The 13,165-nt window shown below is 59.4% G+C and carries 11 protein-coding genes; 8 read left to right on the top strand and 3 right to left on the bottom strand.

The features are described from left to right. Positions 1-105 precede the first annotated feature (105 nt). Positions 106-858: a UDP-2,3-diacylglucosamine diphosphatase gene (gene lpxH / locus PMI29_RS08260; RefSeq protein ID WP_008001186.1), complete on the bottom strand. Its 753-nt coding sequence runs from the start codon at positions 856-858 to the stop codon at positions 106-108. Further along, a complete protein-coding gene (locus PMI29_RS08265) occupies positions 855-1,358 on the bottom strand; it encodes a peptidylprolyl isomerase (protein WP_008001184.1) in 504 nt (167 codons plus the stop codon). The genes lpxH and PMI29_RS08265 overlap by 4 nt, the downstream gene beginning before the upstream one ends. Positions 1,359-1,609: 251 nt before the next feature. On the opposite strand from PMI29_RS08265, the gene PMI29_RS08270 reads away from it, so the two are divergent. After that, positions 1,610-3,307: a glutamine--tRNA ligase/YqeY domain fusion protein gene (locus PMI29_RS08270; protein WP_008001182.1), complete on the top strand. Its 1,698-nt coding sequence runs from the start codon at positions 1,610-1,612 to the stop codon at positions 3,305-3,307. A 21-nt stretch (positions 3,308-3,328) separates the two neighbouring features. After that, positions 3,329-4,711 carry a cysteine--tRNA ligase gene (cysS, locus tag PMI29_RS08275; protein ID WP_008001180.1) on the top strand — a complete coding sequence of 461 codons (1,383 nt, stop codon included), beginning with the start codon at positions 3,329-3,331 and terminating at the stop codon, positions 4,709-4,711. Between the two features lie 207 nt (positions 4,712-4,918). Here cysS and PMI29_RS08280 read toward each other — a convergent pair whose 3' ends face one another. Next, positions 4,919-6,751 (bottom strand): sigma-54-dependent Fis family transcriptional regulator, encoded by a 1,833-nt coding sequence (locus tag PMI29_RS08280; protein WP_008001179.1) that lies wholly within the window; start codon positions 6,749-6,751, stop codon positions 4,919-4,921. Positions 6,752-7,125: 374 nt separating this feature from the next. On the opposite strand from PMI29_RS08280, the gene PMI29_RS08285 reads away from it, so the two are divergent. From PMI29_RS08285 to PMI29_RS08310, 6 genes are read left to right on the top strand one after another with little or no spacing between them, the layout of a single operon-like run. Then, a complete protein-coding gene (locus PMI29_RS08285) occupies positions 7,126-8,220 on the top strand; it encodes an ABC transporter ATP-binding protein (RefSeq protein ID WP_008001177.1) in 1,095 nt (364 codons plus the stop codon). Beyond that, positions 8,220-9,317: an ABC transporter ATP-binding protein gene (locus tag PMI29_RS08290; RefSeq protein WP_008001175.1), complete on the top strand. Its 1,098-nt coding sequence runs from the start codon at positions 8,220-8,222 to the stop codon at positions 9,315-9,317. Before PMI29_RS08285 ends, PMI29_RS08290 begins: the two co-directional genes overlap by 1 nt. Then, positions 9,314-10,180, top strand: a complete 867-nt coding sequence (locus PMI29_RS08295; RefSeq protein WP_007981247.1) for a carbohydrate ABC transporter permease — start codon at positions 9,314-9,316, stop codon at positions 10,178-10,180. Before PMI29_RS08290 ends, PMI29_RS08295 begins: the two co-directional genes overlap by 4 nt. Before the next feature lie 8 nt (positions 10,181-10,188). Next, positions 10,189-10,989 (top strand): carbohydrate ABC transporter permease, encoded by an 801-nt coding sequence (locus PMI29_RS08300; RefSeq protein ID WP_007981249.1) that lies wholly within the window; start codon positions 10,189-10,191, stop codon positions 10,987-10,989. A 10-nt stretch (positions 10,990-10,999) separates the two neighbouring features. Next, positions 11,000-11,272, top strand: a complete 273-nt coding sequence (locus PMI29_RS08305) for a DUF2160 domain-containing protein (RefSeq protein ID WP_007981251.1) — start codon at positions 11,000-11,002, stop codon at positions 11,270-11,272. 47 nt (positions 11,273-11,319) lie between these two features. Continuing rightward, the gene (locus PMI29_RS08310; RefSeq protein ID WP_008001172.1) at positions 11,320-13,062 is read left to right on the top strand and encodes an ABC transporter substrate-binding protein; all 1,743 of its coding nucleotides are present in this window, start codon (positions 11,320-11,322) and stop codon (positions 13,060-13,062) included. Positions 13,063-13,165: the final 103 nt, after the last annotated feature.

Raw genomic sequence — 13,165 nt, 5'->3', positions numbered from 1 at the left:
TGGGAGCGAGCTTGCTCGCGATGGCGGTGGATCAGTCAACAGAGATGTTGAATGTTAATCCGCTATCGCGAGTAAGCTCGCTCCCACAGGGGTCTCCTACAGCCTTCAGTTCGCGGGTGCGGCGAGTTGCGGTGGCGGAGTGAAATCAAACGGCGCCAGCGCAAACCCTTGTTCGTCGACCTGCAATGCCCACCCTTGACGATCCCAGTCCCCCAGCACAATGCGCCGGGCTGCTTGCTCGCCAAGCTGCAACTTGTGAATCGCGGGACGATGGGTATGCCCGTGAATCAAGGTCTTCACGCCGTACTCCTGCATGATCCGCGGAATCTCTTCGGGCGTGACGTCGACTATTTCATTGGCCTTCATCCGCACCTGGGCACGGCTTTCACTGCGCAGTTTGCGTGCCAGCTTGTGCCGGGTGCGCAAGGGCAGGTTGCGCAGGATGAACAGGGTGATCGGGTTGCGCAGGTAGCGGCGCAGCTTCATATAGCCTTCGTCGCGGGTGCACAGGCTGTCGCCGTGCATCAGCAGCACCGGCTCGCCGTTGAGTTGCACGACACTCGGGTCTTTAAGCAAGGTGCAGCCGGCCTGTTTGCAAAAGGCCTGGCCGAGCATGAAGTCGCGATTGCCGTGCATCAGGAAAATGGCCGTGCCGCTGTCACTGAGATCGCGCAGGGCCTGGCAGATGGAACGCTGGAAGGGCGTCATGGCGTCGTCGCCAATCCACACCTCGAAGAAGTCGCCCAGAATGTACAACGCACTCGCCGAGCGGGCGCGTCCGGCGAGCAAATCCAGAAACGCCCGGGTGATGTCCGGGCGCTCCTCTTCCAGATGCAAGTCTGAAATCAGCAATATCACTCAATGATCTCGGCTTTCTCGATGATCACGTCGTCTGCCGGTACGTCCTGGTGGCCGGCCTTGGAAGTGGTGGCCACGCCTTTGATCTTGTCGACAACGTCGGTGCCAGCGGTCACTTTACCGAATACCGCGTAGCCCCAGCCTTGTACGTTCTTGCCGCTGTGGTTCAGGAAGCTGTTGTCCGCCACGTTGATGAAGAACTGTGCGGAAGCCGAATGCGGCTCCATGGTGCGGGCCATGGCGACGGTGTACTTGTCGTTGGAAAGACCGTTGTCAGCTTCGTTCTGGATGCTTGGACGCTTGTCTTTCTTTTCTTTCATGCCTGGCTCGAAACCGCCGCCCTGGATCATGAAGTTACCGATGACACGGTGGAAAACAGTGTTTTCGTAGTGACCGGCTTTAACGTACTCAACGAAGTTGGCCACGGTGATCGGGGCTTTGTCGGCGTTCAGTTCGAGGACGATGTCGCCGAAGTTGGTAGTCAGTTTGACTTGGGTCATGATCGTTACTCACTTAAGGAATTCGTGGTTTTGGGACATTCCATCCCGCAACCGGTTCAGCCTGTCTCGGCCAAGGTGCGCAGTTTAGCGTGCCAGACGCGAATTTCGAGGCTGTTTTTTCATTTGCGGCCTATTAAATACGACGGTTTACAGGGTGCGCTCTGTCAGGTACTTGACGGCATCGGCTATGATAGCGGCTTTGTTTTGTCCGGCCTTCATTACGGCCACGCACTTGTACGTTCAAGGATCCTATGAGCAAGCCCACTGTCGACCCTACCTCGAATGCCAAGACCGGCCCTGCCGTGCCGGTCAACTTCCTGCGGCCGATCATCCAGGCAGACCTGGACTCGGGCAAGCACACGCAGATCGTCACCCGTTTCCCGCCTGAACCCAACGGCTACCTGCACATCGGTCACGCCAAGTCGATCTGCGTGAACTTCGGCCTGGCCCAGGAGTTCGGCGGCGTCACGCACCTGCGTTTTGACGACACCAACCCGGCCAAGGAAGACCAGGAATACATCGACGCGATCGAAAGCGACGTCAAATGGCTGGGCTTCGAATGGTCCGGTGAAGTGCGCTACGCCTCGCAATATTTCGACCAGTTGCACGACTGGGCCGTTGAACTGATCAAGTCCGGCAAGGCCTACGTCGATGACCTGACCCCCGAGCAGGCCAAGGAATACCGTGGCACCTTGACCGAACCGGGCAAGAACAGCCCGTTCCGCGACCGCAGCGTAGAAGAGAACCTGGACCTGTTCGCGCGCATGAAAGCCGGCGAGTTCAAGGACGGCGCACGGGTGCTGCGGGCCAAGATCGACATGGCCTCGCCGAACATGAACCTGCGCGATCCGATCATGTATCGCATCCGTCACGCTCACCACCACCAGACCGGCGACAAGTGGTGCATCTACCCGAACTACGATTTCACCCACGGTCAGTCGGACGCCATCGAAGGCATCACCCATTCAATCTGCACCCTGGAGTTCGAAAGCCACCGCCCGCTGTACGAGTGGTTCCTCGACAACCTGCCGGTGCCGGCCAACCCGCGCCAGTACGAGTTCAGCCGCCTGAACCTGAACTACACCATCACCAGCAAGCGCAAGCTCAAGCAGCTGGTCGATGAGAAGCACGTCAACGGCTGGGACGACCCGCGCATGTCCACGCTGTCGGGTTTCCGCCGCCGTGGCTACACGCCGAAATCGATCCGCAACTTCTGCGAAATGATCGGCACCAACCGTTCCGACGGCGTGGTGGACTTCGGCATGCTCGAGTTCAGCATCCGTGACGACCTCGACCAGAGCGCCCCGCGTGCCATGTGCGTGCTGCGTCCGCTGAAAGTCGTGATCACCAACTACCCGGAAGGCCAGGTCGAAAACCTCGAACTGCCGCGTCATCCGAAGGAAGACATGGGCGTGCGCGCTTTGCCGTTCGCCCGTGAAATCTATATCGACCGTGAAGACTTCATGGAAGAGCCGCCGAAGGGCTACAAGCGCCTGGAGCCGGCCGGTGAAGTGCGTCTGCGCGGCAGCTACGTGATCCGTGCCGACGAAGCGATCAAGGACGCCGATGGCAACATCGTCGAACTGCGCTGCTCCTACGATCCGGACACCCTGGGCAAGAACCCGGAAGGCCGCAAGGTCAAAGGCGTGATCCACTGGGTGCCGGCCGCTGCCAGCGTCGAGTGCGAAGTGCGCCTGTACGATCGTCTGTTCCGTTCTCCGAACCCGGAGAAGGCCGAAGACAGCGCCAGTTTCCTGGACAACATCAACCCTGACTCGCTGCAGGTACTCACTGGTTGTCGTGCTGAGCCTTCGCTTGGCAATGCACAGCCGGAAGACCGTTTCCAGTTCGAGCGCGAAGGTTACTTCGTTGCCGATTTGAAGGACTCGAAACCAGGTCAGCCGGTATTCAACCGTACCGTGACCCTGCGCGATTCGTGGGGCCAGTGATTCAGCGTCAAGGAAATTAAAGTGCTGACGATCTACAACACGCTCACCAAGAGCAAAGAAGTCTTCAAGCCGCTCGATGGCAACAATGTGCGCATGTACGTGTGCGGCATGACCGTGTACGACTACTGCCACCTGGGCCACGGCCGCAGCATGGTTGCGTTCGACCTGGTGACCCGCTGGTTGCGCTTCAGCGGCTACGACCTGACTTATGTGCGCAACATCACCGACATTGACGACAAGATCATCAATCGGGCCAACGAGAACGGCGAGTCGTTCGAAGCCTTGACCGAGCGCATGATCGCGGCGATGCACGAAGACGAAGCGCGCCTGAACATCAAGAAACCGGACATGGAACCGCGCGCCACGGATCACATTCCGGGCATGCACGCGATGATCCAGACCCTGATCGACAAGGGTTATGCCTACGCCCCGGGCAATGGCGACGTGTACTACCGCGTCGGCAAGTTCATGGGCTACGGCAAGCTGTCGCGCAAGAAGATCGAAGACCTGCGCATCGGCGCGCGCATCGAAGTCGACGAGTCCAAGCAGGACCCGCTGGACTTCGTGCTGTGGAAAGCCGCCAAGCCGGGCGAACCGAGTTGGGAATCGCCGTGGGGCGCCGGGCGTCCGGGCTGGCACATCGAATGCTCGGTGATGTCGACCTGCTGCCTCGGTGAGACTTTCGACATTCATGGCGGCGGCAGCGATCTTGAGTTCCCGCACCACGAAAACGAAATCGCCCAGAGCGAAGCGGCCACCGGCAAGACCTACGCCAACGCGTGGATGCATTGCGGCATGATCCGTATCAATGGCGAGAAGATGTCCAAGTCCTTGAACAACTTCTTCACCATTCGCGACGTGCTCGACAAGTACCACCCGGAAGTCGTGCGTTACTTGCTGGTGTCGAGCCACTACCGCAGCGCCATCAACTACTCGGAAGACAACCTCAAGGACGCCAAAGGCGCACTGGAGCGTTTCTACCACGCGTTGAAAGGCCTGCCGAACGTGGCGCCGGCGGGCGGCGAAGCCTTCGTCGAGCGTTTCACCCAGGTGATGAACGACGACTTCGGCACGCCGGAAGCCTGTGCGGTGCTGTTCGAGATGGTCCGCGAGATCAACCGTCTGCGCGAGAGCGATCTCGATGCAGCGGCCGGTCTGGCGGCGCGTCTGAAAGAACTGGCCAGCGTGCTGGGTGTGTTGCAGCTCGAAGCCGATGACTTCCTGCAGGCCGGTGCCGAAGGGCGCGTGGATGCAGCTGAAGTCGAGGCGCTGATTGCAGCGCGCCTGGCGGCACGTGCCGGTAAGGACTGGGCCGAATCCGACCGCATCCGCGACCAGCTCACCGCCATGGGCGTGGTGCTGGAAGACGGCAAGGGCGGTACGACCTGGCGTCTGGCTGACTGACAGCGGCTGTATTGGCTAAAAAACAAAACCCGCCTTGTGCGGGTTTTTGTTTTTCGGGGTTGGCTGTTCGTTCTTTGGCGACAGGACTGACGCCTTCGCGGGCAAGCCCGCTCCCACAGTTGATCTTTGGTGTGTTTGAGTTTGAGTACGACGCAAATTCAAAGTGGGAGCGGGCTTGCTCGCGAAGAGGACCATTCGGCCAACTTGTCATTCAGCCTGACGCAACCGCTTGTACAGGGTATTGCGACTAACCCCCAACCGCCGCGCCAGGTACGAAATATTCCCCCCGACCGCCTGCAACTGCCGGTTCAAGTCCTCGACATCGTTGAGGTCAACGGCCAATGGTTCCGGGGTCTCCACCGGCTCCATCTCCAGATCGACAAAAAAATCATCCGGCAAATGCTCGGGTCGCACCGGCTGTTCCTCGGCCATGGCCAGGGCCACCTGAATCACGCTGCTGACCTGGCGCAAGTTGCCCGGCCACGGGTGGCGGCCGAACAACGCCATCACTTCCTGGCTCAAACCGGCCCATTGCGCCGGTTCGCGGTGCTGCTCCCACAAGCGTTTGAACAGCGCCTCTTTATCGCTGCGTTCTCTTAACGGTGGCAGTTCCAGGGTCAGGCCGCCGATGCGGTAATACAGGTCTTCACGAAACCGCCCCAGTTGTACTTGTTCCCGTAGCGAGCGATTGGTCGCTGAAATGATGCGCAGGTCCACAGGGAACAACTCGCTGCTGCCCACTGGCTGAACGCAACGCTCCTGCAACACCCGCAACAGTCGAGCCTGTGTTGGCAGTGGCATGTCGCCGATTTCATCGAGGAACAGCGTGCCTTTGTCCGCCTTGCGGATCAGCCCGATGCTGCCTTTCTGGTTGGCGCCGGTGAACGCGCCTTTTTCATAACCGAATAACTCAGACTCCACCAGTTCGGCGGGAATCGCTGCACAGTTGACGGCGATGAACGCTTGTTTGCTGCGCGAACTGGCCTGATGCAGGGCTTTGACGAACACTTCCTTGCCGACCCCGGTTTCACCGTGGATCAGCAGTGGAATGTCTTTTTCCAACAATCGCTCGGCCTGGCGCACGGCTTTTTCCACGCGACTGTCGCCGAAATGCAGGGAGTTGAGGCTGATGGCCGCGGGTGTAGCTACAACCGGCTCGGTGAACACTCGGGGTTGAATTGATGCCTGTTTCGGCCGCTTCAACAGGCACTGGAAGCGGTTGCGCCCGGAGGTTTGCAGGGCGAAGGGCAGGCCTTCGGGCTGATTGAGCAATTCCAGCAGCGAGACCTTGAACAGGCTATCGACACTGACCCGCGACAGGCTGATGCCCAGCAGATTGTCGGCCCGCCGATTGGCCGACAGCACCTGACCGCTCTCATCGAATATCAGCAGGCCGGCCCATTGGCTGTCGAGGTTGTTCAGCCCGGTGTTGAACGTGAGTTGGAAATGCTGACCATGGAACAGATTGAGGATCAGCCGGTTTTCCACGGTCTGGCTCATCATCTTGACCATGCCCAAGGTGTGGGATGGCGGGAGGTAACTGTCACTGGAAACGTCCAGTACCGCGATCACCTTGCGCTCGGCATCGAAAATCGGCGCGGCGGAACCGGTCATGAAGCGGTTGGCCTTGAGGAAATGTTCGTCGTGCTCGATGTGCACCGCTTGCTCGCAGGCCAGGGCGGTGCCGATGGCGTTGGTGCCGGTGCAACGTTCCATCCAGCTGGCTCCGGCGCTGAACCCCCGGGCCAGTTTGGGTTCGATAAAGCGCTGGGTGCCCCATGACGTGAGCACCTGGCCCCGATGGTCGGCGAGCATGATCAGGCAATTGGAATTGCTCAGGATGTTCTCGTAGTAGGGCAGCACTTCCTGATGGGTGGTTTGCACCAGCGAATGCTGGCTCTCCAGCAATTGCGCGATGCCCGCGGCCGGCAGCTGATCGAATGCCGGCGTGCTCTGATGACTGAGGCCGAACGCGCGGCAACGGGACCAGGAATCCTGGATGATGGCGTCGTGGGACAGCGGCAATGCGGGTGCGGCCATGGCAGTCGATCTCTGAACAGGCTTTTATTGTTGTTATGGGGTAGTGCCGATCCCGGTAGGAGCGAGCTTGCTCGCGATGCACGTGAGAGCGCCGCGTTTACTCAGGCTGCCCTCGTCAACGTTAACGTCCATCGCGAGCAAGCTCGCTCCTACAAGGGCCGTGAACAGTCCGTAGAGTGTTGTTCACTATTGTTCACTGTCAATGGGTGAACTGTTCAGTTGTTCATTTCCGGTTGTTCATTTGTGTTCAGCAACGAACGTGACTCTGTAGTCATTCTCAGGAATTTCAAACTGAATCAATCGTTTGCAATTTCTGGCACAAATGTCGCTTTACAGCTCCGGTCGCTTGATTCCAAAAATAAAAAGGCCGAGCCATGTCACTCACCCTGGAGCACGTCAGCCGCACCGTCGAGGGCCAGATCTGGATCGACGATGCCAACCTGAGTTTTGAACCCGGTTCCTTCAACGTTTTGCTGGGTCGCACCTTGTCCGGCAAAACCAGCCTGATGCGCCTCATGGCCGGTCTGGACAAGCCCGACAGCGGCCGCATCCTGATGAACGGCGTCGACGTTACCCAACGGCCGGTGCGCTTGCGCAATGTGTCGATGGTTTATCAGCAGTTCATCAATTACCCGACCATGACGGTGTTCGACAACATCGCCTCGCCGCTGCGCCAGGCCGGTGTATCCAATGATCTGATCCAGAACAAGGTGCTGGAAACCGCGAAGATGCTGCGCATCGAAAAGTTTCTCAAGCGCTATCCGCTGGAGCTTTCCGGCGGTCAGCAACAACGCACGGCCATGGCCCGGGCGCTGGTCAAGGATGCCGAGCTGATCCTGTTCGACGAACCGCTGGTCAACCTCGACTACAAGTTGCGTGAAGAGCTGCGCCAGGAAATGCGCGAGTTGTTCAAGGCGCACCACACCATTGCCATCTACGCCACCACCGAACCCAACGAAGCCCTGGCCCTGGGCGGCACCACGACCATTCTTCATGAAGGCCGGGTGATCCAGAGCGGCCGGTCTTCTTCGGTCTATCACCAGCCGCAAACCGTGCTGGCGGCCGAGCTGTTCTCCGAGCCGCCGATCAACCTGATGCCGGGTCGCATTGCCGGCAACGAAGTGAGTTTCGCCAACTTCGTGCACTTTCCGCTGAACGTCGATTTGCGCCCGGTGGGCGAGGGCGAGTTCCGCTTCGGCGTACGGCCCAGCCATATCTCGCTGGTGCCGAGCAACGATGATGATCTCGAGCTGGCGGTGACTGTCGAAGTCGCGGAAATCAGCGGCTCGGAAACCTTTCTTCACGTGCGCAACGAGCATTTCCTGCTGGTGCTGCACTTGCCGGGTGTTCACGAGTACGACGTCGACGCGCCGATCCGTATCTACATCCCGACCCATAAACTGTTTGTGTTCGATACGCAGGGACGGCTGGTCCAGGCGCCGGGCCGGCGTATCGCGAGGGTTGCCTGATGGCCGAAATCCGTTTGCAGAATCTCGCCCACAGCTACACCAGGACCCCGGCAGGCCCCGAGGACTACGCGATCCGCGAGATGGACCACATCTGGGAGCAAGGCGGCGCCTACGCGTTGCTCGGTCCATCGGGCTGTGGCAAATCAACCTTGCTCAACATCATTTCCGGGCTGCTCAGCCCGTCCCAGGGGCATGTACTGTTCGACGGCAAAGCGGTCAATGACCTGACCCCGGAGAAGCGCAACATCGCCCAGGTTTTCCAGTTTCCGGTGGTCTACGACACCATGACGGTGTTCGACAACCTGGCCTTCCCGCTGCGCAACCAGGGCATGGCCGAGGCAAGAGTTCATACCAAGGTGCAGGAAATCGCCGAAGTCCTCGACCTGCAGAGCCTGCTGAGCAAAAAGGCGCGCAACCTCACCGCCGACGAAAAACAGAAAGTCTCCATGGGCCGTGGGCTGGTGCGCGATGACGTGTCGGCGATCCTGTTCGATGAGCCGTTGACAGTGATCGATCCGCATTTGAAGTGGAAGCTGCGGCGCAAGCTCAAGCAGATTCACGAACAGTTCAATATCACCATGGTCTACGTCACCCACGATCAGCTCGAGGCTTCGACCTTCGCCGACAAGATCGCGGTGATGTACGGCGGACAGATCGTGCAGTTCGGCACACCCAGGGAGTTGTTCGAGCGGCCGAGCCACACCTTTGTCGGCTACTTCATTGGCAGTCCGGGGATGAACCTGATCGAGGTGCAGCCTCAGGCCGGCGGTGTGGGTTTTGCCGGGACTCACTTGCCGTTGTCCGACGCGATGCAGAAACGCATCGCCGACAGCGAATGGAAAAGCCTGAAGGTCGGCATCCGTCCGGAGTTCGTCCATGTGTGGGAGGAGGCCTTTGATGACGCGTTGCAGGCAAAAGTCGTACACGTCGAGGACCTGGGCACCTACAAAATCATGACCCTGAACCTCGACGGCGTGCTGCTGAAAGTACGCCTGGCCGAGGACAAACCGGTGCCCGACGGCACGGCGTACATCAGTTTCCCGGGGCAGTGGCTGATGGTCTACGCCGATGATTACTTGCTGGAGGTGCTGCCATGAACAAGGTGCAGAACAACAAGGCCTGGTGGCTGGTGCTACCGGTGTTCCTGCTGGTGGCGTTCAGTGCGGTGATCCCGATGATGACCGTGGTCAACTATTCGGTGCAGGACATTTTCGACCAGTCCAGCCGCTATTTCGTCGGCGCCGACTGGTACAAGCAGGTGCTGCTCGACCCTCGCTTGCATGACTCGTTGCTGCGCCAGTTCATCTATTCCGCCTGTGTGCTGCTGATCGAAATCCCTCTGGGCATCGCCATCGCCCTGACCATGCCGACCAAGGGCCGCTGGTCTTCGGTGGTGTTGATCGTACTGGCGATCCCGCTACTGATCCCGTGGAACGTGGTCGGCACCATCTGGCAGATCTTCGGCCGCGCCGACATCGGCCTGCTCGGTTCTAGCCTCAACGCCATGGGCATCAGCTACAACTACGCGGCGAACACCATGGACGCCTGGGTCACCGTGCTGGTGATGGACGTCTGGCACTGGACGTCGCTGGTGGCGCTGTTGTGCTTCTCCGGGTTGCGGGCGATTCCGGATGTGTATTACCAGGCGGCGCGGATCGACCGTGCCTCGGCCTGGGCGGTGTTCCGGCATATCCAGTTGCCCAAGCTCAAGAGTGTGCTGCTGATCGCTGTGATGCTGCGCTTCATGGACAGCTTCATGATCTACACCGAGCCCTTCGTGCTGACAGGCGGCGGTCCGGGCAATGCCACGACGTTCCTCAGTCAGACCCTGACCCAGATGGCCGTAGGGCAATTCGACCTGGGGCCGGCAGCGGCATTTTCGCTGGTGTACTTCCTGATCATCCTGTTGGTGTCCTGGCTGTTCTACACCGCCATGACTCACTCCGACGCCAACCGCTGAGGCCCGCCATGAGCAAGAGAAAGCTGGTTCCACTGCTGCTCTACATCCTGTTCCTGCTGGTGCCGATCTACTGGCTGCTGAACATGTCCTTCAAGAGCAACAACGAAATCCTCGGTGGCCTGACGCTGTTTCCCCAGGATTTCACTTTCCACAACTACAAGGTGATCTTCACCGACCCGAGCTGGTACACCGGTTACCTCAACTCGCTGTACTACGTGAGCCTGAACACGGTGATTTCCCTGAGCGTGGCGCTGCCAGCGGCTTATGCGTTTTCGCGTTATCGCTTCCTCGGCGACAAGCACCTGTTCTTCTGGCTGCTGACCAACCGCATGGCGCCACCGGCGGTGTTCCTGTTGCCGTTCTTCCAGCTGTATTCCTCGATCGGGTTGTTCGACACCCACATCGCCGTGGCCCTGGCTCACTGCCTGTTCAACGTGCCGCTGGCGGTGTGGATTCTCGAAGGCTTCATGTCCGGCGTGCCCAAGGAAATCGACGAAACCGCCTACATCGATGGCTACAGTTTTCCCAAGTTCTTCGTGAAGATTTTCATCCCGCTGATCGGCTCCGGCATCGGCGTCACGGCGTTCTTCTGCTTCATGTTTTCCTGGGTCGAACTGCTGCTGGCGCGAACCCTCACTTCGGTCAACGCCAAACCGATCGCAGCGGTGATGACCCGCACAGTCTCGGCATCCGGTATCGATTGGGGGGTACTGGCGGCGGCGGGGGTGTTGACCATCCTGCCGGGCATGCTGGTGATCTGGTTTGTTCGCAACCACGTGGCCAAGGGCTTTGCCCTGGGCCGGGTATGAGGAGCTGATGATGGAATGGATGAGTTGGACGGTCCCCACGGCGGCTTTCTTTGGCGTTATTGCCTTGATCCTGCTGGGCATGACCACCTGGGAATTGCGTTCGCCGAGCGTGCTTCGGCGAGGTGTTCTACCGATTGCCACCACCCGTGGCGATCGGTTGTTTATCGGTCTTCTCGGCAGCGCCTACCTGCATTTGCTGGTAATCGGCGTCACCGACTGGAGCATCTGGGTGGCCTTCGCGTTGTCCCTGGTGTGGCTGTTGGCTGTGATGCGTTGGGGCTAGTCGAATCGCTCGGCAATGTTGCTCCGAAACTCAATAAGGAGGTCTCTATGTTCGACAAAAACAATAAGCTGCGACATAGCATTTCATTGGCAGCCATGCTGGCACTCAGCGGTTTGAGCGCTTCGGCCTGGGCCGATGCCTATGAAGACGCCGCGAAGAAATGGATTGGCAGCGAGTTCAAGCCGTCCACCCTGACGGCCGATCAGCAGTTGGCGGAGCTGAAGTGGTTTATCAAGGCCGCCGAGCCGTTTCGCGGGATGGACATCAAAGTCGTCTCGGAAACTATCGCCACCCACGAGTACGAGTCCAAGGTACTGGCCAAGGCCTTTACCGAGATCACCGGGATCAAAGTCACCCACGACCTGCTGCAAGAAGGCGACGTCGTGGAAAAGCTGCAGACTGTGATGCAATCGGACAAGAGCATCTATGACGGCTGGGTCAACGACTCGGACCTGATCGGTACACATTTCCGCTACGGCAAGACGGAGTCGATCACCGACCTGATGGCCAATGAAGGCAAGGACTTCACCTCGCCGACCCTCGATATCAAGGATTTCATCGGCATCTCGTTCACCACTGCACCGGATGGCAAGATCTATCAATTGCCCGACCAGCAGTTCGCCAACCTGTACTGGTTCCGCGCCGACTGGTTCGAGCGCGCGGACCTCAAGGCCAAGTTCAAGGAAAAGTACGGCTACGAGTTGGGCGTACCGGTGAACTGGTCGGCCTATGAAGACATCGCCAAATTCTTCAGCGAAGACGTCAAGGAAATCGACGGCAAACGCGTCTACGGGCACATGGACTATGGCAAGAAAGACCCGTCCCTGGGCTGGCGCTTCACCGATGCCTGGTTCTCCATGGCCGGTGGCGGCGACAAAGGCATTCCCAACGGCTTGCCGGTGGATGAATGGGGCATTCGTGTCGAGGATTGCCATCCGGTCGGTTCCAGTGTGACGCGTGGCGGCGACACTAACGGCCCGGCGGCGGTGTTTGCCACCACCAAATACGTCGACTGGCTGAAGAAGTACGCACCACCGGAAGCGGCAGGCATGACCTTCTCCGAATCCGGCCCGGTGCCGTCCCAGGGCAGCATCGCCCAGCAGATCTTCTGGTACACCGCGTTCACCGCCGACATGACCAAGCCAGGTCTGGCAGTGATGAACGCCGATGGCACGCCGAAATGGCGGATGGCGCCGTCGCCGCGAGGGCCGTACTGGGAGGAGGGGATGAAACTGGGGTATCAGGACGTGGGTTCCTGGACCTTCATGAAGTCCACGCCTGAAAAGCAAAAACTGGCGGCCTGGCTCTACGCGCAGTTCGTGACCTCGAAAACCGTGTCGCTGAAGAAAACCATCGTCGGCCTGACGCCCATCCGCGAGTCGGACATCAACTCGCAAGCGATGACCGACCTGGCGCCGAAGCTCGGTGGCCTGGTGGAGTTCTACCGCAGCCCGGCCCGCGTGCAATGGACACCGACCGGGACCAACGTGCCGGACTATCCTCGCCTCGCGCAGTTGTGGTGGAGCCACATCGCCGAAGCCGCCAGCGGCGACAAAACCCCGCAACAGGCACTGGACGGTCTGGCCAAGGATCAGGACGCGATCATGTCCCGTCTGGAGCGTTCGAAGGCACAAGCCACCTGCGCACCGAAAATGAATCCCGAGCGCGATGCCCAGTACTGGTTCGACCAGCCGGGCGCGCCGAAACCTAAACTGGAAAACGAGAAACCGAAAGGCGAGACCGTGAGCTACAACGAACTGCTGAAATCGTGGGCGGATGCGCGTAAATAACAGCTAAACCGTAAACGTTAACGGCACCGAAAGGTGCCGTTTTTGTTTGAGTCTGTCCCGACGCCTTCGCGGGCAAGCTGAACTGGCCTAATGATTTTGGACA

It is taken from the genome of Pseudomonas sp. GM49, from assembly GCF_000282355.1.
Classification (GTDB): domain Bacteria; phylum Pseudomonadota; class Gammaproteobacteria; order Pseudomonadales; family Pseudomonadaceae; genus Aquipseudomonas.
This window is presented reverse-complemented; position numbering and strand designations above follow the sequence as displayed.

Excerpts from the sequence above, each read along its gene's own strand:
- PMI29_RS08265 (WP_008001184.1), bottom strand. The coding sequence starts at position 1,358 with ATGACCCAAGTCAAACTGACTACCAACTTCGGCGACATCGTCCTCGAA.
- PMI29_RS08270 (WP_008001182.1), top strand. The coding sequence starts at position 1,610 with ATGAGCAAGCCCACTGTCGACCCTACCTCGAATGCCAAGACCGGCCCT.
- PMI29_RS08280 (WP_008001179.1), bottom strand. The coding sequence starts at position 6,751 with ATGGCCGCACCCGCATTGCCGCTGTCCCACGACGCCATCATCCAGGAT.
- PMI29_RS08285 (WP_008001177.1), top strand. The coding sequence starts at position 7,126 with ATGTCACTCACCCTGGAGCACGTCAGCCGCACCGTCGAGGGCCAGATC.
- PMI29_RS08290 (WP_008001175.1), top strand. The coding sequence starts at position 8,220 with ATGGCCGAAATCCGTTTGCAGAATCTCGCCCACAGCTACACCAGGACC.
- PMI29_RS08295 (WP_007981247.1), top strand. The coding sequence starts at position 9,314 with ATGAACAAGGTGCAGAACAACAAGGCCTGGTGGCTGGTGCTACCGGTG.
- PMI29_RS08300 (WP_007981249.1), top strand. The coding sequence starts at position 10,189 with ATGAGCAAGAGAAAGCTGGTTCCACTGCTGCTCTACATCCTGTTCCTG.
- PMI29_RS08305 (WP_007981251.1), top strand. The coding sequence starts at position 11,000 with ATGGAATGGATGAGTTGGACGGTCCCCACGGCGGCTTTCTTTGGCGTT.
- PMI29_RS08310 (WP_008001172.1), top strand. The coding sequence starts at position 11,320 with ATGTTCGACAAAAACAATAAGCTGCGACATAGCATTTCATTGGCAGCC.